Origin of the sequence: Paenibacillus paeoniae (assembly GCF_003388735.1) — a bacterium.
Classification (GTDB): Bacteria; Bacillota; Bacilli; order Paenibacillales; family Paenibacillaceae; genus Pristimantibacillus; species Pristimantibacillus paeoniae.
In genome coordinates this window covers 58,920-81,295 of sequence record NZ_QUBQ01000003.1, presented here as the reverse complement: position 1 = coordinate 81,295, position 22,376 = coordinate 58,920, and the positions used below count along the sequence as shown (strand labels likewise).

16 protein-coding genes and 1 pseudogene are annotated in these 22,376 nt (G+C 46.0%); 6 read left to right on the top strand and 11 right to left on the bottom strand.

Going from position 1 to position 22,376, the window contains the following annotated elements:
* Positions 1-1,279 precede the first annotated feature (1,279 nt).
* A complete protein-coding gene (locus DX130_RS16745) occupies positions 1,280-2,272 on the top strand; it encodes a helix-hairpin-helix domain-containing protein (protein ID WP_116047363.1) in 993 nt (330 codons plus the stop codon).
* 685 nt (positions 2,273-2,957) lie between these two features.
* On the opposite strand, the gene DX130_RS26970 is transcribed toward DX130_RS16745, so the two are convergent.
* The 7 genes and pseudogenes from DX130_RS26970 to DX130_RS16705 form a co-directional block, all read right to left on the bottom strand.
* Positions 2,958-3,152, bottom strand: a complete 195-nt coding sequence (locus DX130_RS26970) for a hypothetical protein (RefSeq protein WP_240644550.1) — start codon at positions 3,150-3,152, stop codon at positions 2,958-2,960.
* 197 nt (positions 3,153-3,349) lie between these two features.
* Positions 3,350-3,643: an AbrB/MazE/SpoVT family DNA-binding domain-containing protein gene (locus DX130_RS16735; protein WP_116047361.1), complete on the bottom strand. Its 294-nt coding sequence runs from the start codon at positions 3,641-3,643 to the stop codon at positions 3,350-3,352.
* 219 nt (positions 3,644-3,862) lie between these two features.
* Positions 3,863-4,480, bottom strand: a pseudogene (locus tag DX130_RS16730) (alpha/beta hydrolase); the annotation flags it as partial.
* Between the two features lie 104 nt (positions 4,481-4,584).
* A complete protein-coding gene (locus DX130_RS16725) occupies positions 4,585-5,133 on the bottom strand; it encodes a carbohydrate ABC transporter permease (protein ID WP_338068648.1) in 549 nt (182 codons plus the stop codon).
* A gap of 687 nt (positions 5,134-5,820) precedes the next feature.
* The gene (locus DX130_RS16715) at positions 5,821-7,401 is read right to left on the bottom strand and encodes a SagB family peptide dehydrogenase (protein WP_116047353.1); all 1,581 of its coding nucleotides are present in this window, start codon (positions 7,399-7,401) and stop codon (positions 5,821-5,823) included.
* Between the two features lie 54 nt (positions 7,402-7,455).
* Positions 7,456-9,399, bottom strand: coding sequence for a TOMM precursor leader peptide-binding protein (locus DX130_RS16710; RefSeq protein ID WP_116047351.1), 1,944 nt, complete (start codon positions 9,397-9,399; stop codon positions 7,456-7,458).
* Positions 9,396-11,354 carry a putative thiazole-containing bacteriocin maturation protein gene (locus tag DX130_RS16705; protein ID WP_116047349.1) on the bottom strand — a complete coding sequence of 653 codons (1,959 nt, stop codon included), beginning with the start codon at positions 11,352-11,354 and terminating at the stop codon, positions 9,396-9,398. The genes DX130_RS16710 and DX130_RS16705 overlap by 4 nt, the downstream gene beginning before the upstream one ends.
* A gap of 276 nt (positions 11,355-11,630) precedes the next feature.
* Here DX130_RS16705 and DX130_RS27230 point away from each other — a divergent pair, with 276 nt between their 5' ends.
* The 5 genes from DX130_RS27230 (at position 11,631) to uxaC (ending at position 16,541) form a co-directional block, all read left to right on the top strand.
* A complete protein-coding gene (locus tag DX130_RS27230) occupies positions 11,631-11,762 on the top strand; it encodes a hypothetical protein (protein ID WP_276310898.1) in 132 nt (43 codons plus the stop codon).
* 602 nt (positions 11,763-12,364) lie between these two features.
* Positions 12,365-13,090, top strand: a complete 726-nt coding sequence (locus DX130_RS16700) for a GntR family transcriptional regulator (RefSeq protein WP_116047348.1) — start codon at positions 12,365-12,367, stop codon at positions 13,088-13,090.
* A 103-nt stretch (positions 13,091-13,193) separates the two neighbouring features.
* Positions 13,194-14,246: a mannonate dehydratase gene (uxuA, locus tag DX130_RS16695; RefSeq protein ID WP_116047347.1), complete on the top strand. Its 1,053-nt coding sequence runs from the start codon at positions 13,194-13,196 to the stop codon at positions 14,244-14,246.
* Positions 14,247-14,262: 16 nt separating this feature from the next.
* A complete protein-coding gene (locus DX130_RS16690) occupies positions 14,263-15,123 on the top strand; it encodes an SDR family oxidoreductase (protein ID WP_116047346.1) in 861 nt (286 codons plus the stop codon).
* On the top strand, positions 15,123-16,541 hold the full coding sequence (gene uxaC / locus DX130_RS16685; RefSeq protein ID WP_116047345.1) for a glucuronate isomerase: 1,419 nt from the start codon (positions 15,123-15,125) through the stop codon (positions 16,539-16,541). Before DX130_RS16690 ends, uxaC begins: the two co-directional genes overlap by 1 nt.
* A gap of 79 nt (positions 16,542-16,620) precedes the next feature.
* Here the strand turns inward: uxaC and DX130_RS16680 are convergent, their stop codons facing one another.
* From DX130_RS16680 to DX130_RS16665, 4 genes are all read right to left on the bottom strand, one after another.
* The gene (locus DX130_RS16680) at positions 16,621-18,204 is read right to left on the bottom strand and encodes a response regulator transcription factor (protein WP_116047344.1); all 1,584 of its coding nucleotides are present in this window, start codon (positions 18,202-18,204) and stop codon (positions 16,621-16,623) included.
* Position 18,205: 1 nt separating this feature from the next.
* Positions 18,206-19,993 carry a cache domain-containing sensor histidine kinase gene (locus DX130_RS16675; protein WP_116047343.1) on the bottom strand — a complete coding sequence of 596 codons (1,788 nt, stop codon included), beginning with the start codon at positions 19,991-19,993 and terminating at the stop codon, positions 18,206-18,208.
* Between the two features lie 81 nt (positions 19,994-20,074).
* The gene (locus DX130_RS16670) at positions 20,075-21,424 is read right to left on the bottom strand and encodes an ABC transporter substrate-binding protein (protein ID WP_165861330.1); all 1,350 of its coding nucleotides are present in this window, start codon (positions 21,422-21,424) and stop codon (positions 20,075-20,077) included.
* 102 nt (positions 21,425-21,526) lie between these two features.
* Entirely contained in the window at positions 21,527-22,360 is an 834-nt protein-coding gene (locus DX130_RS16665) for a carbohydrate ABC transporter permease (RefSeq protein ID WP_116047341.1), read from the bottom strand.
* Between the last annotated feature and the right edge of the window lie 16 nt (positions 22,361-22,376).

The following is a 22,376-nucleotide window of genomic DNA, read 5'->3' as shown; positions in this document are numbered from 1 at the left end:
ATGTCACAATGCCGATTCTGCAATAATGCTTCCAGACTCATCCTTATCCCTCATAAACGAGGGTGGTCAACCATAACGCATTTTTGTGCTTAGGAAACGGATGCGGATATGGATTGAGATCATTTTTGGCGCTATTTATATTTATCATGATCACATCGAGATGGTGTTATTGAATGGAATAAATTTTTCATCACCTTTATAGCGCCTTTTCCCCAAACACCTTGGCTAATCTCCAATGAAAGCAGGTTCATCTAATACAATATAACCTGAATAATTAAAACCAACATCATGAGAATATCCAATTTCCCATAGTATCATCCAATTCAAAATCACCCAGACGTCTTGGGTTTTGATCAGTAGTGATACCTCAGAATAAAGTCGATTAATAGAGGGAATTTTCCTTTATTATCGAATACAACTATAATGTTGTGATCGTTTATAATTTTGAGGAGACTCAAGTCAGATCTTCGGCAGTCTCCTAACATAGATGTAGGAGAAAACAAAACCGAACAGAGGGCTATGTAGGCGCCGAGGTAAAACTAGCGGTCATAACCTCTTTGTTCGATACATTTTCGAAGAGTCGTTCCATAGAGTGGACAGTTCTTACAAAGCGTTTGCGACAATCGTGCTTTCTGGTAACGCTGCAAGAGAAATAAATTGAAAAATAGAAAACGAACTCTGTAATCGGAGACCCATGAACCTAAAATAGATGCATTCATTCCGCGGGGCAGGATCGTCGACCTCTAACTTTAAAGAAATAAGGAGAGGCTCATGTTGAAAAAAATCATGTGTATTTTTTCGGCGGCGGTCAAATTAAAGCCGAGGTTATAGGCATTAAGGCAAAGCGGTCATGAACGATCTCGAGCTGTTAGAGTAATTATTGGATGCGGAAACCGTCGATTCGGTCTATACCTCGAAATACTATGACGCAGAACTGACCGTCCTTCGACACAGACAAATAAATATAACTAATAGTCTGATGTCTCTCTATGGTTCCAACTGTACTGACACTAAAACTGGTAATGGAGGAACAAAACTTGACAATGGGTTACAGCCATACTATTCATCGTACCCACCTCCTTCAAGAGCGAGCATGATCTCATTCGCACGATTCATATGGCCGGATATGACACCGAGAGAGTAGCCAGCAATATCAGATACCGATGTGATGTTAACAACAATTCGCCTGATTTATGCAAAGGAGCAAAAAACATCGAAAGTGAAGAGGTTTTAATAGAACATTCATTATGCTAACGTTAAATATAGGAGTTGATTAAAAGTGAGTATCGATTTATATCCAGAACATTTTACTGAAATATGCAAGAAATATTTGGGACGAGGCTATTTTGTAGCAGAGGAGCATATTCCTCCAGATAGATTAGAAAATGCTTACGTCACTTTTCCCATTCCCAGGGATGTATATGTCATTGCGTTAATTGACACCTCTTTTTTTGGAAACGGCAAAAGCGGTCTGGCCATCACTGACAACGGGTTGTATTGGCGGAATAGCTTACAACGCGATCAGGCACATATAAGCTGGGGAAATTTCACTCTAAATAAAATCTCACAAACTGGAATGCACATGATAGTAATAGGGCAAGATAACTACATTCACGTCCCAAACCGCATAGAGCGCGCGTTTCAATTGTTACAGGACATTCAGAATCTTATTCTTCAAAAAATTAAACTGGATTATGATGCAGGAGTGCTCGAATACGACGAACCTGAAAGTGAAGAGTGGATGGTTGCAGTTGCTGGTCAGCAGTATGGACCATTTGAGATCAATATCATTCAGGAATTGGTACAAATTAGGCAAATACGTCCTGAGACCGCTCACGTATGGAAATCAGGTATGCCGGAGTGGGTCGAATTTTTAAAGCAGCCCGAGATGGCGGCGTTGGTCGCTCCGTCTGTTCAGCCTCCACCTATGCCTCCGCCCCTGCCAACGAATCAATTTTTTATTCCACCCGCAGCGTCAACCGCCACTCCTTTCCAAGAAACTTGGGATACGACCGTTGCCGACGGCGTCGACACACCTGTTGATTTTAATCAGGCAACCGAAGAGCAGTTACAGGAGCTTCCGGGTATCGGAATAGTTGGTGCCAAGCGAATCTTACAAGAACGCAAAGCCAACGGCGGCTTCCAGTCAGCCGATCAAGTCGGCGAGTGGTTGGGATTAAAACCTCATCAGATCAATAAACTCAAAAATCAAGCTACGTTTGGGCTGCCGCCTGCCGCCAAACGCGGCAACGGCCGTATGGTCGATTATTAAGTATGATAAAATACCAATAGGCTAAGAAACTGATCATCAAGTACTTTACTAAAGTCATATTTCCTAATTTATTTAAATAAATCCAAGATCTCTTGCGATGTACTGCCATTCGAAATAACGTCGTCATAACCCCTTCCTAATCGATCTAATGCATCTAAATAGAGCAGCTCTCCTGCTCTAAGCAGTAAGCGCATAGCTTGGTACTGCAGCCTGTCAAAAACCGCACCGGTCAACTTATCAATAAATACCTTTCCTCTATTTTAAGTAGATGCAAGGGGATATTGAAAACCTGATAATAACTATTCCGAAGCAAAGCGCTGAGGTAGATTTCAATGCCATGCTCATCATCTCATCATTGCCTACGCGCAGTTGAACCCCTTTCCTCTTCAGACTTAATGGGATTAAAATCAGCCTCTAAATAGCAAAAACCCGACCCCATGTGGTCGGGTTAATGATGGTGGAGGCGAGGGGATTATTGAAATCCTGATCCATCTTGCTGAAGAAGTATTTCAGTAATGAAAACCTTAGCGGTAAATTTCAATACCGTGCTCGTCCATGATGCTCCACAGAGAAGTCTCTTATTCATTCCCTGCGCGCGGTTGTCCCCCTATCCGAAGATCACGCCATTCGGCTTTCTACGGGTGTAGCTGCAGTTTTGATGTAACCCTAGCAGACGCCCTATGAATTATCTATCTGCCGGAAACTGTTTTAATATTCTTGCCGTAGCATCTATTGAATGAATTCCTTTGGCGATATCTACAATAAACTCCACAGCATATTCGCGTTCCATCTTTAAATGTTCACCATTAATCATAAGGAATGATTTAGTAACCAAATAGGCTGTACGTATATCACCATTGTGGAAGCAATGATTCTTCACCAGAGACTTTAGGAAAGCCGCAGCTTTTTCAAATAAGTCAGGATAAGCATCTTCTCCAAATATACTTTATTGCGGTCTATGTACCGCAGATTCTAGCAAGCCGTGATCTCACTCCTGACTGATCTGCGTCGTTCATTTTTCGCATCATGAAATAGTGGGCTGAAATGACCTCTTCTTTAGTTAGGAATATACTCATTTCATCGGTCCCTTAAGTCTTCAAGAATACCTTCATCTTCTTCAAATACGTCAAAAAACGCTTCAAGAACTTCTGGCCTTACATTATCGGGGAATTGATTTTTTCGAACCTTTTTTAAGACAACTTCGCCGCGATCATTTTCAACAAATTCAATCTCATCGCCTTGAGAAACACTCAGCTTTTCAGCCAAAGTTTTTGGCAAGCTCACTCCAAGACTGTTACCCATTCGACCTATTTTACGCGCATATCGCATCACATTCGGTTTATTCTTTGTCACCTTGACCACACCATTCATTGTTATTCTCCTCTCTATAAGTATAATCCACACTCCATCAGTTACACCTTATAACTGTAATAACTTTTATTAAGTATATACATTCCACCAAATTCGTCTAAAAAGATAAAGCAAAAACACCCTCCTCATGCGGATGGTGTTCGGTGGAGACGAACTGTGGCTGTGCAAAACCACAATTCGCCGCAGTACGATGATTATACAATAAGGAAACGAAACATCTTACATAGTCTTAATTGCATTTGTGATTTCGATACAAAGATCCTCAGCCTGTGGCACAAAACCTAATCGGTCAAAGAAAGCATGCACACAGCCTTGGTAACGGATCGTTTTTACTGACACCCCAGCCTCATTAAGCTTCTTACCGTAAGACTCCGTCTGGAAACGAAGACGATCGAACTCCGCACTGACACAAAGTGCTCTCGGAAGACCTTTGCTGTCAGCAAGCATCGGGCTGGCATAAGGGCTTTCTGCATCCCCTCGGTCATCAAAATACAAATCACCGAACATCGCCAGTATCGGTTCATCCTCTTGATCCTCGGATGGGCTGCCTGCACTCAATATGCGATCTATCGTCTGTTTCTGCTCATCTGCAATTACAAACCCGTTCGCTTCTTCGTTGTTTAGTCTCACTCCTTTCGTGAAGAAGGACACACAAGGATAAATTAGGATCTGAAGCGCAACCTTATTCATTCCTTGATCTCTGTCTTTAACTGCGATCGCTGCCGTCAAATTTGCGCCTGCACTATCGCCGCCGACTGCAATTTTGTTCCTATCGATGCCGTACTCTTCAGCATGGTCGTAGATATGCTGAAGAGCATTGTAACCATCATTAAAGCCGTTAGGAAACTTGCCGTGCCACTACCATTCACTTCTTCCTGCTACGTCTGTAATGAATCTACGATCGCTTTATTGTATAATCTCATAATCGTTCCCCCTCGTTACTAACTTTTAACTGCGCCGGATACTAAGCCGCTAACAATCCACCGTTGGGCAAAGAGGAAGAAAATAACTGCAGGCAGCAAAGCCATCAAATACGACGCAAAGGCCAGTCCGTAATCGGTGTTATATTGGCCTTGGAAAGCGTACTGGATAAGCGGCAAAGTCATGAGGCTCTTATCTCGAATTAGAAGCATCGGCAGCATGAAGTCGTTCCAAGCATTCAGCATCGTAAAGATAGTAATAGTCGCATTAATGGGTTTCATTAATGGAAAAATAACTCTCCAGAAGGTCTGCCAAACCGTTGCGCCGTCAATAACAGCAGACTCCTCCAGCTCTCTTGGCACAGAATGCAAATACCCTACCGTCAAAAATACATTAGCGGGAAGCCCATAAAACACGTAACCAAGAATCAGCCCGACATAGCTATTCAAGCCTGTAGCGTAAAGCAGCTTGATCAGCGGAAGCATAATAATGTTGAAAGGAATAAACATGCCGCTTACCAAATAGAAGTAAGTCCATTTGAACAGCTTGCGGTGCATATTGCGTGCAATGCCGTAACTGAACCTATGTCAAGAAAGTGGACACTAAATAACGTTATTCATACGATACTTTCTTTTTTAACACATCGTATCATACAAACATTTTCCTTTATACATTAGTTTAGTTTACTAAATATTCCATAAGGTTCTGGCTATGTAATGGAGGAAACAGAAAAAATCCACTGCCTCATGCGGTAGTGGATTTACATGATGGAGGCGAGATGTCTCGCGACCCACTAAATACTGAACAACTCACTCAACTATCAGGTAATTAATAGGAGGATCCTGCTTTTTGCTATCTCGCGATTAAGCAGCGATAAGCTGTTATCCCAAGAGGAAACAGAGAAATAATTCTCGAACGGGATGATGGCATTCAGAAGCATGAAATCAAGCTGAGAACAAGCGAAGGCATTGAAGTAGAGATTCATGCGGCGAATGCTAAAGTCCTCTTGGTTGATTATGACCGCTATGATGACGATGATCATGGTGATAACAGTTGTGATCGGAAGTAAATAAGTAAATTTAAGCTTAAAAAAGCCCATTTTACCGATGAAGCTATAAACGTGCTTTTCGTTATGGCAAGGAAAGGGCGAACCTTTCGGGAAGTATGAGCACTGCGCCTCTCCTCAGAATGAGAGAAACAGTGCTCATCAGTCACTTAACGACTATCCTATTCACAGAAGCATTGCCCATGCTCTTCTAGCCATGCAACCCTCCCGTTAAACGAGGACTATGACGATAGGATCCTACCGGGACTTGAATTAGGCTGGTTAATCCTTGCGAATTCATCTTGTAGATTTCATCACATAATCGGGCGTCAAATCCGAGGAGCGGATGCCCGCCTAACCCGATAGTTGATGCTGTTAACAGCAATCGCTGTACCAGCATCCCTGCTTCCATCTGCTGGATGCGGTATCCCCTGTACCCCATCGTTGATGTAAGATGATCCCTGCTCCCCGCTATATGAAAGCATAACGGCACTTGGAACAGGTTCACATTATCTGAAGGCATTCCCCGCTGCAATTGGAGCCGATAATCCCCATTACGTATCAATCGTAATGCATGCGCGGCACTGTCATAATGGTAAGCACCTGCTGGAATACCATCCACATTATACAAACATACGTATAGTGAGACGCGGGGAACGGAGTTCTCATCGCCTCCATCTATATCATTCCAATACTTGAAGGAAGCCGTCGTCTCCTGCAATAGTAAGGCCAGCTGCTCTTGGCTTACCTTGCTCATCATAAAATCACTGTCCGGCGAATACCGCTTTCGGCTCACAGACGCCAGATCATACACCAACCGCTTCATGCGGGGCAGAGCTACTACTGAATCCTCGCCGTGAACGATCTTCTCTTCCCTAATGCGCGGTATCGACGGAAGTGATTCGAGCAGGGAAGCCTCGTTCATTCTAATGAGCATCGGAAATTCCTTGACCCTCCGGGACCGGACATAATGGTCATGCTGAACCGCCTTCAGCCTTCGGCATAATTCGGTAGCGGAGACCATCTCCTCACTCTCATCCGAATTCGCAACCCGATAAATCCCTGGATCCAGCGACAGCGGAATAACCGCATACACGCTCTCCTCTTGTTCGGATACCCCGAGAAGATGATTCACGGCTCGATCAAGAAACCGGAAATATACCCCCGATGCAAAGCCGAACCGTTTGGCCACTTCCAAGAGCTGCCCGATCAGCGCACCCGCATCAAGCCCTTGCAGGCGGTAGGAAAAGTTATTGTATTTAAAAAAGTTTTTCCAAAACATACTCGATACAAATACAGCGCCAAAGCAAGCCGACTCGTCATAGCGATTACCAAGAACCTGTGCCAAATAGGAATCGAAGTCGCCTTCTCGCAGCAACACCAAACGATGATGCGCCACATCATAATGATAGACCCCCGCAGGCAAATCTTCTATTTTTAGATATACATATAATTCATTCGGATATAATGCTCCCCCAGAAGGAGCAAACCGCCGGTACAGCTGAAGCAGGCCCATGGATTGCATCATGGAATTCGAGGCAAGGACTGCCTGGGACAATTGAGTGAGCCCGAATACGTGCCAGAGAAAATGACCCATCTGGCGAAGGTCGGGCAACAGCTTCGCTTCACTGCCTTCGAGCGTCAGCGGTACTTCCGGAGATAGCGGAACCACAGGCAAACCGCGATAGAGCTTATAGGCAAGCGGCCCGTCTTCCCAATCCACCGCCATGCCTGACGGTTTGGTCTTATCAATATCGTAATGCAGATTGTACAAAAAGACTTCCAGACTCATCCTTTGTCCCTCCTTATATGAACGAGGGTGGTCAACTACGCCACATCTTTATGCTTATGGAAACGGATGCGGATATGGATTGAGATCATCTAGCTCAAGCGGTTCCTTCACGTACCCAAGCTCCGCAGGTACCCGGAGCACTCGCTCAAGCCCTGCCAGGCGGGTAAACTGGTGTCCAAATGTCATCGGCAGCATCCCAGGGATCAGCACTTTCACACAATGCAGACCATTTCGTTGAATTTCTGGCGCTGTTACATCTACCACGATCACATCGAGATGAAGTCGGCGGAATGTATGAAGAATGTCCTTCAGGTCATTCGTCAAATCACTATGCCTTGCTCCCCGCTCGAATTCCTCTTCAAACGTTCGTACTGGGCGATTGTCATCCAGCAGAAAGTTTAGACGCTCCTGCGCTTGCGGCAATCCGTAAAGCAGGGAATGATCCTCCATCTGCTGCACCAGGGATGAATCATGGAACATTCGAACATACGACTCGCGGTTCGCATCCAATTTCTCGTCAAGCGACTGCATCATGCCGGCCAGCTCGAGAACCGCCCCCTTCACGGCCCGTACCGGATCCGGATGAGCTCCGGCCGCACAGATAAGATTCACTCCTGTTTGCTTCCTGTTATTCGCTACTCCCCATACACTTGGAATCCCATTCTCCATTGTCGAGTTAAAGAAATGCACTTCAAACCCTGCCACTGCCTGCAAACGGTCGATCATCAATCGCAATTCTGGGTCATTAGCTGAATTGAGGTCAAGGCGCGGGAGTGGCAGCTGCCCATACCAGGTCATCAGGAACGAATCCCGCTCCACCACTTCCAATATGCCGTAAAAAACAGCCTCCTCCAAACTCCCGCCTAACGCGCAACCGTTGGACGTTTCAAACACGAAGTTGTGCCCGCAGCCCATACTGTAATAGGCAAGCTGCTCTGGAACCAAGATTGGACGCTCTTGCAAAAACGAATAACCCCATACCCAATTGATCGGCTGATCGGGATCAAACGCGGTGATCGAAGCCCCCGGCTGGGCATATTGCTCCTCTGTATGCACCCCTACTGTAACAGGGTCGAGTGCTTGATCTTGTAGGCTGCGGTAGCTGCCATGGACTATCGTCCGTTTGCTTCGGGGGGCCAAACCGCAGTACCGCTCGAGCCCCTCCAATATAGCGGTCAACTCACTCGCCGCATAAGAATGAGACCGGCCGGCCGTTCCCACATCCTCTCTGAATAACGGCAAATTCACACTCACATCGGCAAATAGCGACTTAAGATTAGCCATTTTAAAATTCAAAAAGCCAGTTCGGTAATCCATGTAGTCTTTGGCCAACACTTTACTCAACTCATCGATGGAGCGACAGCGGTAACTGTCTGCGCTAATCTTAGGGCTTGGTTGCAGCGAAATATGGGCAGCTGTAGATGAATCATCAGATAATTGACTACAAAACGGGCATAGCGGGTCAGGGAGAATGAGGTGAAGAGTGCTCTCCAGCGTTTTCATATTGATCAAAAAAGTTTTCCCTGCCGATTGAGCCGTTCTACCTAGCAATACCCTTCGTGTCTCTTCTGCCAGCAAGTGAGTGACCTGGAAAAGCCCTGTACGTGACGCCCATGCATCACGCGAAATTCCCCCATGCGTTGCCAGCCTCTGCTGCAGCCCCCTCATCTCTTTGCGTTCACGTCCCGCCATGATGCGCCGCGTGTCTGCACACTGGGAGCAGCCTGGTGTACCCGGACTAACTAACGGTCCGACCACGCCTTCACCAAACGAAACGAAACCGCGCAGCCAAGGGACGCCGGCCGGCTGCAGTGTCTCTTCCGCCTTTTGATGAACGTAAGGATACCAAGCATCGTGCAGCACTAGCACCAAATCCACCGCTTCAGGTACTCCTGCCTCGAAATCAATCTGGCGAACAACCTCAAATTGGGCTGACAGCTCCCCATACACGCAGTCTGCCAACACTCCTTCTCCCACAATCGCAATCATAGCGCTCACCGCGATTCCTCCTCTCGCAGCACCACACCAAATACCCCTGCTATTTCTTCTTTCAAAAACGGTTCAATTGCCAGATCGAGAGCCAAGAGCCTCATACTGTTCCGATTGAGCACTTGAAAGGCGGACTGAAGCACCTCTTGTTGTGACTCATCACAGGCAGGGATCTCGATTAGTCTTAACGGCACCTGCTCTTCCAGATGTACGGATGAACACACTAATGCTTGCGAGTTGAGGCAATCCGGTTGGTTTTGTGCAGCTAGCAGAGCTTGTTGCAATGCCTTCCGCAAAGCTAATGTCACATTTAAGCCTGCATGTCCATACCAGCCATCCCTCATTCCGATCCATATCACAGGAAATCCGAACACTTCCTCTCCCAAGGCAATGAGCGGCTCTCCCTTCACGGTCGTCAATGCCTGCAGATAATAAGAGCAGTGCTGGTCATCTACCCTACCTAACTGTACCTGGGAGACAACAGATAACTGAGGCGCCTGCCGTATGGCCAGCTCTTTGTCCAAACACCTTTGCAGCCCTCGGCCAATCCCTTCCGCAACCGTTTCTCCTGCTCCTATGCCAATAAACTCCTTCGTTTCTATACTGCTGACCTTTACTTCCTGATGAGGGGACAGCATAGATACGGACAGACCGGCTATTCTCGATACATAGGCTTCGATCCCGGCTAATCCCGCTTCCCGCCGTGCCTCCTCATGCGTCAGATCGGTACAGATAATCTTCGGAAGCAGACCGGCCGGCCCTTCCGTTAGCGGATCGATTGCCTGAACGCGACATTGAGCTAGCGGCAGCTGCTTTAAATCCCCCTCCTCCCAAACATGAAAAATCCCTGATTCCGCGGATGTCAGTCGGATAAAGTAAGGAATTAATCCGTTCTCACTTTGGTCCGATCTCCGTTCAAGCTTTCGGTCCAAATCATGAATCCATTGGGGCGTGTGCAGTCCGGTAACAAGCGGATGAGGCAGGAACGAATGCCACTTTCCTTCCAGAGTCTCCAGATCCAATAGATAAAATCGATTGTTTTGTTCCGAATCGTCCGCTCCCGTCAACTTTTTAAATAATTCAAACACAGTCACATTAGCCAATAGCGCTCCCGCTGTAGAAGAAAAGACATGCAATTGTGGGTCTTTAGAAATCGCCGATTGGTGTATGCGGCGCCATGCCGACTCCCAGCATCCCTCAGCGTCCGGATGCACTAGCGGTCCCGCCACACCGGATTGCTGCACGATTACAGCAGAAAGAAATACCTTTTTCTCTTCCCTGCAAGCGGCATGAAGAGCGAGAAGTCCCTCGATATCGTCCTCTCGCGACACGAACAATATCGAATCAAACGACCTTACAATTTCCCGCCAGCCACTCTCCTCCTCCTTTTGCAAGGTAACTTCCACAACAGCCACCTCGGAATCCGACTTACGGGCATGTGCTGCCAAGTCCGCGATTCGTTGCCGATCAGTAGAATCCGGGCCCGAGACCAGAACATAAAACTTGGGCAGCCCGGATTCAAGCAGCGCAGAAATCGCCGATATCAAAAATGGGCCTGAGCCGACCAACAATACGCTAGCTTGACGATAGAATTGAAACCTGTACGCACCCGAATCTCCGAAATGATCCAAAAATTCAATTTGAGAAGCATATCTTTTGAGAACCTCTTCCGGTAATTGATGTGGTGCATCTTGGCTCACATCCCGAGCATAGCCGTTGCGATACAGAACTTCTGCAATGTTGTATACCTGGTTCCGGTGCTGCTCTGGCAATCCGTCTGTTAAATCCCCCAATCTATGCTCCCCGTTGAATATGGGTATCAGCTTTTCAATCCACCGATCGATCGCTACACCTTCCATGCGGAACGAGCTTACATTGTTACGGAAATACACACCGCTCGAATCAGGGAGAAAAAACGTATCCCGTTTCACCTTCAGACGCATGGAAGGATTTAACTTTATCATTCTATTCCTCCTCATAAGCTGTTCTCGATCTGCCCCAATACTTTACATATAATTTTATGTCTAGCTATTTGTCCCTCATGTCAGTAACGTTGTACCTTCTGTCCTTTCACTGCCAACACAAAACACCCCCTAAAATAGACTAGATTGACCCGGAGGCTTCTCTAAAATCTATTTTAGAGGGCGTACATCAAATTGATTCAAAGGCCTTTCTTTTCTCCTTAAGTAGATACAACCACTGCCGATAAAAGCGTCTTATTGTCCCCCGCGATGACAGTTATGGCAGTTGTGACAGCCTTGACAGTTATGGCAGTTATGACAGTTATGGCAGCCTTGGCAGTTATGACAATTGAAGCAATTGAAGCAATTAAAACAATTGAGGAAGCAGTTAAAACAACTGAAGAAGCATAGGCGGGCGGGCTGCTCGTGCTGTACGTTCCAAGGAGTCGCCTCACTGGCATTAATTTCAGAAACATTTAAATTCGATAATTCATTTTGGAAATTATTCATTCTCTTGCCTCCATATTTTATATTGCTGGCAGCATAACCTCGCACTGGAAGAAGAACAGAACCAACCATCCCAATGAGATCCGCCAATTCTAATGACAACATATGAATGAATCTCCGCACTTGTTACTGATGAAAATGCCTATACTTTTCTTTTCCTGTAATTCCAAGCTTGAACTTGCAATGAAATTAAAAAAGGAACTTGCAATCTGTACAGTAGCAAAGCTCCTTTCTGTGTCAGCAAATAGGCTTGTCTCGTAGCGAGCCGATGTCACCTCTGGGAATACAATGTAAACGTTCATTTGCTTGAGCGAGTTGTATTTGAAGTGTAGGGACAATTAACATGCATAAAAGAAGATAGGGTTGATGAGTACTGTAAGAAAATAGGTGATTTCCTCTTCAAGGAGCCTCTTCGGCAATCCTCCCAGAGATTAGGTTGCCTCAATAGATACAACATGTATAATTAATCTATCATGCAAGTTGTAACGTTTAGGAGTGTAGAGCACATGATGAAAGTAACGCCAAAGCTATCCGGTGAGAACAATAAAGAATATGCGTATAGAGTAATCAAAGAGAATATGATGTCACTCCAGCTTCAGCCCGGGCAAGAAATCAGCGAAATTGATCTCGCGGCATCGCTGCAGCTCTCCCGCACCCCGGTTAGAGAGGTCCTCTCCAAGCTGAAGGAAGAGCATCTGGTAGAAGTGTATCCCCAAGTGGGAACCTATGTATCCAAAATCACCGCGCAGTTGATTAATGAAGCTGCCTTTATGCGTTTTACCTTGGAGAAAGAGATTTTGACATTATCCTGTAAATCCTTCCCTCCGGCAGAGTTACAGGAGCTGAAAAAGAATGTAGCACTGCAGGAGCTGCTCCTCCATCAGCAGGGAATGGAACTGGAATTTCATAAGCTTGATACGGAATTTCATCATATTATTTTCAGGGGGAATTCCAAGGAGCATGTATGGACTTCGATCACCCGGCTCAGTACCCACTACAACCGGATGAGATTGCTTTTTGAAATGGAGCATCGCTTTGACGAGGCCATCCTTCAGCACAAGAACATCATTACTCTCATTGAGAATAAAGAGACACATCAGGTGGAGAACATCGTCAGAGAGCATATCCTTAAGCCGATCAAGCATTGGCCGGAGCTGTATCAGGCCGACAGCGCCTACGCCCGTTTCTTTGACTTGTCTTCCAAGATTGAACTGCCAGGGACTTCCGTCTAAGGAATTAAGCAGATGCTCCCCCGGGGTTTACACCTTTAAGCCGACATGCTAGTATACTAGTATACAAGATATTAAATAATTTTGCTAAGGGAGCTATGCAGAAATGGAAATGTCATTTCGCTGGTATGGTGAGGATGATCCGGTCAAACTGGAATACATTGCTCAAATTCCTGGAATGAAAGGAATTGTCACTGCGATTTACGATGTTCCGGTCGGAGAGACCTGGCCGATGGACAAAATCAACGCATTGAAGGCACGAATCGAGAGTGTCGGCCTAAAAATATCCGTTATTGAAAGCGTTCCCGTTCATGAGGATATCAAGCTTGGGCTGCCCTCCCGGGATAAGTACATGGAGAACTACAAGCAAACGATTCGCAATTTAGGCAGCGCTGGCATTCCGGTCATCTGCTACAACTTTATGCCTGTATTCGACTGGACCCGTTCCGATCTGGAATTTGAACTCCCGGACGGCTCCACCACGCTGATCTATGAGGAAGAAACCGTGCAGCGGATGAATCCGCGGCTGGGAGACTTGTCCCTGCCTGGCTGGGATACCTCATATGGCGAAGGTGGCCTGGCAGGTCTGCTGGAACAGTACGAGGAAGTAGATGAGGAGAAGTTGTGGGAGAACCTTGGCTATTTTATTCGGGGTATTATGCCTGCGGCTGTAGAGAGTGAAGTCAAAATGGCCATCCATCCGGATGATCCGCCTTGGCCGATTTTTGGACTACCGCGCATCATCACTAACAAAGAGAACCTGGATCGATTCCTGGATCTATATGATTCGCCTTACCACGGACTAACCCTGTGCTCAGGCTCCCTGGGTTGCGACCCTAAAAATGATTATGTGGAAATGGTTAACTATTTCGGCGGCGTCAAGAATCGTATTCACTTTGCCCACCTGCGTAATGTTAAAATTACAGGTGAGAAATCATTCTGGGAATCTGGACATTTATCCGAATGGGGCTCACTGGATTTCTATGAAATTGTCAAAGCTTACGTGGATTACGGTTTTGACGGTCCGTTCCGCCCGGATCATGGACGGATGATATGGGGCGAGAAGGGCCGGGCTGGCTACGGGCTGTATGACCGTGCTCTGGGTGCCGTCTATATTAACGGCCTGACGGAAGCCGTCAAGAAATCATCACAAAAATAAAGGAGCTGGCGCCTCAATGAACTCATTGCCTTTTAAAGTCGATCTCACGGGAAAGGTTGCCGTTGTTACCGGAGGCGCCGGTGTACTCTGCGCGCAATTTGTAGATGCCCTGGCTGCCTGTGGTGCAAAAGTGGCGATCCTGGGCCGCTCTCTCGAATCGGCTGAACGCAAAGCCGCAGAGGTGGTGCAAAACGGCGGAATTGCCATCGGTGTGCGTGCAGATGTCCTGGATAAAGCAAGCCTTCAAACGGCTCATGCAGAAATCTTGGAGAAGCTGGGACCTTGCGATATCTTGATTAATGGCGCAGGGGGGAACCACCCCATGGGCACAACGACCAAGGAGTATCTGTTTCAGGAGGATTTGGCGGAGAAATTGGAGGATGTTGTTACTTTCTTCGATTTGGAGGCTGACAAGATTGAATCTGTGTTCAATCTGAATTATCTGGGTACGCTGCTCCCTTCCCAGGAGTTCGCCAAAGATATGGTTCAGCGTTCCGGGGCTACAATCATCAACATTTCGTCGATGAACGCATTCACCCCATTGACCAAGATACCTGCCTACAGCGGCGCCAAAGCCGCAGTAAGCAACTTCACACAATGGCTCGCCGTGCATATGTCCAAGGTAGGCATCCGCGTCAACGCCATTGCTCCGGGATTTTTTGTAACGGCTCAAAATGAGAAACTGTTGAAAAATGAGGATGGCACGTTTACAGAGCGCGCGGAAAAGATTATCCGTAATACCCCAATGGCCCGCTTCGGCGAAGCCAATGAATTGGTGGGCACCTTGCTGTATCTCGTGAGTGAAGAGGCTTCGAGCTTTGTAAATGGTGTAATCATTCCAGTTGACGGCGCATTCTCCGCCTATTCAGGTGTATGATGACAGCCTTTATCCAAGATGATTTCCTGCTGCAATCGGAAATAGCCAAGAAGTTGTACCATGATTATGCCAAGCATTTGCCCATTATCGACTATCACTGTCATCTTGATCCCAAGGCAATTGCGGAGAATCAAAGGTTTAGAAATATCACCGATATTTGGCTGGGCGGTGACCATTACAAATGGCGCGCCTTGCGTACCTATGGGATTGACGAGCAGTATATCACCGGCAATGCCTCGGATGAGGAGAAGTTTGAGAAATGGAGTGAGGTATTGCCTTTTACGATCGGCAACCCTCTGTTTCATTGGTCGGCACTGGAATTAAAAACTTATTTCGGTGTGGAGTCTCTGCTGTCACATGACAATTGGCAGGACATTTACCAACAATGTAATGAGGCAATCTCACAACCGGACTTTACAACCCAGGAACTGATCACCCGCTCTAACGTAAAATGGATTTGTACGACGGATGATCCCATTGACGACCTGCGCTACCATAAACAAATCGCAGAGCAAACAGCATTCAAGACGCATGTGACGCCGACCTTCCGGCCGGATAAAGCGCTTCAGATCGGTGCGTCATCCTTCCTTGACTATGTGAAGCAGTTGGAGCAGGTTGTGGGGTACGAGATCGTCTCTTACGATGATATAGAGAAAGCACTGCTCGATCGAGCAGAATACTTCGCAAGCTGCGGCTGCTTCATCTCGGACCATGGCTTCTCTACCTTGCCATATGCCGAATCGACACCAGCACAATTGGAAATGCTGTTCGCCAAACGGCTAGACGGGGCAGAGCTATCCAAAGAGGAATGCGACCAATATACAACTTCCTTGTTTCTGGCATTAGGACGGAAATACGCTAATCTAGGTTGGGCTATGCAATTGCACATCGGTGCGATCCGTAACCCCAATACCCGCCGATTCAAAGAGCTTGGCCCGGATACCGGCTTCGATACGATAGGCGATATCACTTATGCCGATGCTTTATGCCAGTTGTTAGATGCGTTGGAACAAACATCTGAGCTGCCTAAGACGATTCTGTACAATCTGAATGCCGTACAAAACGATGTACTTGCCGCCATGATTGGTTCCTTCCAGCAAAGCGGAATTCGCGGCAAAGTCCAGTTCGGCTCCGGCTGGTGGTACAATGATCAGAAAGAGGGCATGACCAAGCAAATTACGGCTTTGTCAAATCTCGGACTGCTCAGCTGCTTTGTGGGCATGCTTACCGATTCAAGATCATTTCTGTCCTATACCCGGCATGAATACTTCCGCCGTATCCTGTGCAATATTCTAGGCGGCTGGGCTCAATGTGGTGAAGTGCCGGATGATTTGCCTTTCCTGGGTCGAATTGTCGAGGATATCTGCTACAACAATGCCAATGCCTATTTCGAACTCGACGCCCGAAAGGTCAAGTAATCATTAATATTGCTGAAATGAAAACAAGCGCGATCTATCCACGGTGGGATGGATTGCGCTTGTTATTCTCTATTGCATCCTATATATATTGTCTAGGCGGTACACCATAATGATCCTTGAATAGCTTCACGAAATAGCCCTTATTATCATATCCTAGCGATTGTGAGATTTCCTCCACCGTCATGTCTGACTTACTCAGCAGTTCTTTGGCCCGCTCCATCTTTACGCGGTTCACATACTCGATGAAGTTTTCACCTGTTTCCTTTTTGAACAGCCGGCTGAAATAGCTGGAGTTCAAATATAAGCGTTCCGCTACTTCGCCCAAGGTTATTTTCTGGTCCATGTTCAAGAGAATATATTTCTGGGCATCGATGATCTCTACTTTTTTGCTCCTCATTGAGATTTGTTCCATCAAGGATACCGATTCTATCAAAAAGTGAATCATCCATGCATCCAACTGGCTGACATGGTCCATTTGTTCCAGGTGCTGCTGTGCCTTTACATTGCTGTATTGGTGACCAAACTTCAATTTCATTTGAACGTCGAGCATAAGTTTAATCAAAAAATGCTTGACGGCGATGGGCGGAAATCGATGACAGGCAATAAACTTCAGAAATGAATCCGCAATGGGACGGACGTTCTTGTTTCCCTCCAGAATCATCTGATTCACTTCTTCGAAGTACTTAGGATAATAAGCCAATAACTCCTCCTGATTGTCCAGCGGCAGAAGCTGATTACTGACCAGAATCTCAGATTGCCCGGAATAAAAGAACACATCCGTTGCCCGCAGCAATCCTGCCAACTGTCGTCTAATCCGTTCAGAGTCAGAGCCTTCCTCTCCTATAAGAAATGAAATTGGGAACTTCAGTGTCTGGGACAATGAGCGCTGAACCATTTGACATACACCATGAACCCATACATAAGGATTGAAATGCAGATCTTTCTTGAATGCGAACAACAGGCAGAACTCCTTGGCTGTATGGGGAAAGAAGATAACGTCCGACTCCGTCTGCAGCAATTCCTCAGCAGCATTATAAATGATAAACTTCACCATATCCTCGTTCATATATCGAACCAATGCTTCCTGAAGCGATACACGCCCAATTACGGGAATATAATGACTTAACTCCGGTTTCAAACCGTAATCAGCAAGTTGTCCACGCCATTTGACTTGATCGGAAAAAGGTGCGGCAAGATACTCGCGCAGCCATTGCTCCTTTAGCGCCGACTTGCTCTGCGATGCTTGCCAATGCAGCTTCTCTACCTTTTGTTGGTGATGATCTTCAACGGCAAGGGATTGATGCAGACGCTCCAGCTGCTCATTAAGGACATCAGTACTAAGCGTTTCCTTCAAGACATAATCCTGAACGCCTAATTGCACAGCCTGCTTGGCATATTTGAACTCATCATGGCAGGATAGAATAAGAAAGCGGGGATGACCGCTTGTTTCCTTAAGCATCCTTATGAATGCCAGTCCGTCTATATCCGGCATTCCGATGTCTGTAATCACAAGATCCGGCAGCATGATCGTACATGCTGCCAATGCGTCGCGAGCATTTGTATAGGCTCCTTGAACAGAGAAACCGTACTGCCCCCACGGAACCATGGTCTGCAAAAAGGTAAGGACCGCCACATCATCATCCACGATCAGAACTCTATACATGTCAGACTCCCTCCCCTTTTGCTGAAATTGGTATCCTTAATGTAATTTTCAAACCCCTGCCGGGTTCACTCTCCAGGGTAATATCATAAGCCGAACCATAAATAATCCGTAACCGCTCATGCACATTGCGAAGTCCGATACCTGATTCCTGTTCGTGAGTGAGCAGGGAAACGTCTTCCTGTGATCTATCCCGGAACAAGCTCATCACGTTATCCAGTTCCTCCCTCGTCATTCCCTTGCCATCATCCTGAACGGTAAGATATAACGAATTCCCTTGGCTTCTTGAAGATACAGATATTTCACCCTGCTTCTGGCTTAAGCCATGGATATAAGCATTCTCGATTAAAGGCTGCAGTGTAAAACGGGGAACCATCTCCAGCAAGGTATCGGAGGCTAAATTAATCGTAAGCTGCACTCGTTCCAGGTGGCGAAAATTCATGAGTTTCATATAATGCTCAACCGTGCGGACTTCCTCATGTAAGGGAAGAAACTCATTATTTCTATTAATGGTCATACGAAGCAGGGTAGACAGCGACCCAATCATCTGGGCAATTTCATTCTCACCCTTCATCATAACCTGCAGCTGGATCGAATTTAGCGTGTTAAACAAGAAATGAGGATTAATTTGGGCTTGCAGAAGTTCGATTTCAGCTATGCGTTTGCGATTCTGCTCCAATTCAATTTGCCGGACCATTTCTTTGATCCGATCCAGCATTTTGTCAAAGTACAAACCTAGCTGACCGACTTCATCACGTCCCCTTACCTCGGACCGTATATCCAGATTATCGGCCTCCACCTTTCTGGCCGTCTTGGCCAGCCGGATGATAGGGAAGGTTAATTGCCTTAGTAAATACAACATGACAATAGAGAACACCAGGAAGAAAATAATCTGTTGGATAAACGTATAGTTCATAATACTACTGATGTTTCCGGTAACATCTTGATAAGAAGTTAAGCTCTGCATATTCCATCCCGCGTAGCGCAAAGGATATTCAACAGAAATATAGTCCTTGCCATTCCAATGAACCAAGTTGTCTTTCCCACGGGTAACGGGCTGCGGCAGCTTAGTTCCAAGTAATTGACGATCGGGTTGGGAGATAATCCTTCCTTCTGCATCCTGCAGCATCATGATTTGATCAGGAGCATATTTGCTGAAAATCTGATGAAACTGCTCTTCAGGCCTGCTGAGGATAATATAAGCATTGGGACTGCCGGCAAATAATCGGATCGTCCTCACTATAGTTACAATATTCGGAGAATTATTAATGTCCGAGTATACATAATTGTCTTGGGCCCCCAGCCAACGGGTCGTATTAATCGGAGCATTAGCCATTTCCTCCAACCAAGGCACATCATACATTTGCGATAAATCCATTTTATAAGTAGAGTAGTTGGTGAAATAAAGTCCATTCGGCAGCAAAATGGTGATATAGGACCGTTCCCCGAACAACGACAGATGATCCAGCTTCTCCGTTATTCGCTTAAAATAAAAAAAATCTACGATCCCTGTCTTATCCTTATCATATTTATTCGATGCGGATCGTAAAGCTGTAATCAATTCGCTATCATACTGAATCGAATTGAAATTGATAAGCATATCATCCACAAGATTGGAGACATATAAATCAGCCACTTCCAGAGATTGTTCAGCCTTTAATACAGCCTTCTTCTTGAATTCCGCCTTGGTTTGAAAGCCAGTTAGCGCCAAAGTAATAATGGAGGGCAGAACAAGGCATAAGAGAGAAGTCGTGATCAGCTTTTGTCGCCAACTCAGTGCAGGAATTCTCATGCAGGGTCTCCATTCCACGCTGAAATGAAAAAATAGGGATGCCCCTGCTTATAGGACATCCTCCATTTTAGTATATCTTAGTTATTTCTTGTTTGCATCGATTATCTTCTGCAAGTTAGTACTGATGTTATTCATCGTAGTATCCAGATCCGTCACGCCCAGCATATAGTTCTCTGACTCGGCAATGTATGCATTCTCCAGATCACCGCTGTATGATACGACATTAGGCGGATTAGGCAGCTTCGTCACGCTTAATGTATTCATCAGTGACGCTTTATCAATTTTGTCCGGAGATTGGGTAGACGCAATAATGGCATCTACTTCTTTCTCCAGATCAGCCTTGCTCCACGCTGATAATTGCTTCGTTAAAGACATGCCCTCTGTGGATAGGAATCTAATAAATTCGTAGGATTCCTGTTTATGCTTTGAATTGGCTGAGATGACAATGGAGTCCGCGCCGCCAAAAGAATAAATCTCATCACCCTTGTTATTGGAAGGCCATGGTGCGAACGCCGATACAAATGTCGCCGGAATCTTGTCGGTGCCTCCGGATTCTGCGATCATCCATGGACCTGTCGGAAGCATTCTTGCCTTGCCTTGGAAATACTGATCACGATAAGGAATCTTCTGTGTAATGACATCCTGATACGGTGTTGCAGAGCCGTCCGCATGCTCCATATCGTAACGAAGCTGAAGGGATTGCTTCATCAACGGATTATCGGCATTCAACTGCAAACCGTCATCCTTCATAATGCCTTGGTTACTGGAAGCACTGTATTGTCTCAACAGGAAGTAATCCTTCCAGGAGTGGAAGAAGGCTCCGTAATGCTTGTCAGGCCCTTCACCACTTGTTAGCGCTTTCGCATAACTGCGGAAGTCATCCCACGTCCAGTCCTTTGGCACTGGAAGACCCGCTGCATCCAATTGATCTTTATTTAACAGAATAAGCCATGGTCCAAACTTGCCCGGCAAGGAATAGCGCTTGCCATCTACTTTCATTTGCTCAGCTTTGTATTCGTCCTCGTACTTAACTCCCTCTTTGCCCAGATATTCATCCAGTGGCTCCAGCATGCCATTGGCAGCTCTTTGACTGAAGTTAGGAGTAGAGTTCAGAGAGAACACGTCAAAATCAGTCCCGGAGGCATACATCATATCAAGCTTTTTCAACGTCTCATTGGAATCATTCTCTACAAGCGGAACATATTCCACTTTAATATGGGGAAATTTCTGTTGAAAAGCATCGATCGCTGGCTGGTATACTGAAGCAGGCTCCCAGTTAACAAATTTGATCGTTACATCTTTCGGTTGTCCAGGAGTATTGACTGGCTGACTGGAATTATCCGGCCCCTGATTGCCTGTACCGCTACATCCTGCTAATAAGCCCGTTAGTAAAACAATTGAAGTCATAAGGGCTAGCCACTTTTTCTTCATCATTAAACCTCCCTGTTTCAATCATATTTCTTTGTACATCTGAACTTTAACATCGTACAGGCGATGAACAAATCCAATATTTTTACCCTTTTCACACTATTTTTACCCTTTTACCCCACCTAAAGCGATACCTTCAATGACTTGTTTTTGTCCAATAATGAAGATGAGGAGCAATGGGATAATCGCCGATACTGTACCGGCCATGATCAACGAATAGAAAGCTCCGCTCTCCGAGGCAAATTTCTGAATCCCGATTTGAATGGTCTCAAGCTGGGGGCTGCGGATAAAGATAAGCGGGTTGGAATAGTCATTCCAGGTCCAGATAAAACGCAGAATTCCATACGTGACCAGAGCTGGTTTCACCAGGGGAACGGCCACGCCCATGAATAGTCTATACTGTCCTGCTCCATCCATCCTTGCGGCATCCAAATAATCCTTATGAATCCCCATAAAAAACTGGCGTAGCATAAATGTTCCTAGGGCACTGAATGAGCCTACAAGAACAAGCCCAACATGCGAATCAATTAAATGAAGCCATTTCAATATCATAAATTGCGGAACCGTAATAGACAAATTAGGAACCATAAAGGTCATAAGCACAACCACGAACAAGGCATCTCTCCCTTTAAAATGGACATGTGAGAATGCATAGGCCGCCATACTGGAGACACCTACAGAGACGACTGTAGTCAGCAGCGTGACCTTTATCGTATTCCAATAGAATAAAGCAAAGTTATGCTGACCCATCCATACTTCTTTATAATTCTGATAAACTTGCCATTGCTTCGGAATCCATTCAATTGGATACTTAAACACATCGACTTCCGGTTTAAAGGAAGCTGAGATCATCCACAGGAAAGGTAACAAGAATACTAGTCCCAACAGAAGCATAAGCGCAGTGGTGACTATTTTCCCCGAATTGTATGTCTTCTTCATTTGCAACCCCATCCTG

Coding starts and splice junctions, on each gene's coding strand:
- DX130_RS16690 (WP_116047346.1), top strand. CDS start 14,263: ATGAACTCATTGCCTTTTAAAGTCGATCTCACGGGAAAGGTTGCCGTT.
- uxaC (WP_116047345.1), top strand. CDS start 15,123: ATGACAGCCTTTATCCAAGATGATTTCCTGCTGCAATCGGAAATAGCC.
- DX130_RS16700 (WP_116047348.1), top strand. CDS start 12,365: ATGATGAAAGTAACGCCAAAGCTATCCGGTGAGAACAATAAAGAATAT.
- DX130_RS16680 (WP_116047344.1), bottom strand. CDS start 18,204: ATGTATAGAGTTCTGATCGTGGATGATGATGTGGCGGTCCTTACCTTT.
- uxuA (WP_116047347.1), top strand. CDS start 13,194: ATGGAAATGTCATTTCGCTGGTATGGTGAGGATGATCCGGTCAAACTG.
- DX130_RS16675 (WP_116047343.1), bottom strand. CDS start 19,993: ATGAGAATTCCTGCACTGAGTTGGCGACAAAAGCTGATCACGACTTCT.
- DX130_RS27230 (WP_276310898.1), top strand. CDS start 11,631: ATGGCAGTTGTGACAGCCTTGACAGTTATGGCAGTTATGACAGTTATG.
- DX130_RS16665 (WP_116047341.1), bottom strand. CDS start 22,360: ATGAAGAAGACATACAATTCGGGGAAAATAGTCACCACTGCGCTTATG.
- DX130_RS16670 (WP_165861330.1), bottom strand. CDS start 21,424: ATGAAGAAAAAGTGGCTAGCCCTTATGACTTCAATTGTTTTACTAACG.
- DX130_RS16735 (WP_116047361.1), bottom strand. CDS start 3,643: ATGAATGGTGTGGTCAAGGTGACAAAGAATAAACCGAATGTGATGCGA.
- DX130_RS16715 (WP_116047353.1), bottom strand. CDS start 7,401: ATGAGTCTGGAAGTCTTTTTGTACAATCTGCATTACGATATTGATAAG.
- DX130_RS16705 (WP_116047349.1), bottom strand. CDS start 11,354: ATGATAAAGTTAAATCCTTCCATGCGTCTGAAGGTGAAACGGGATACG.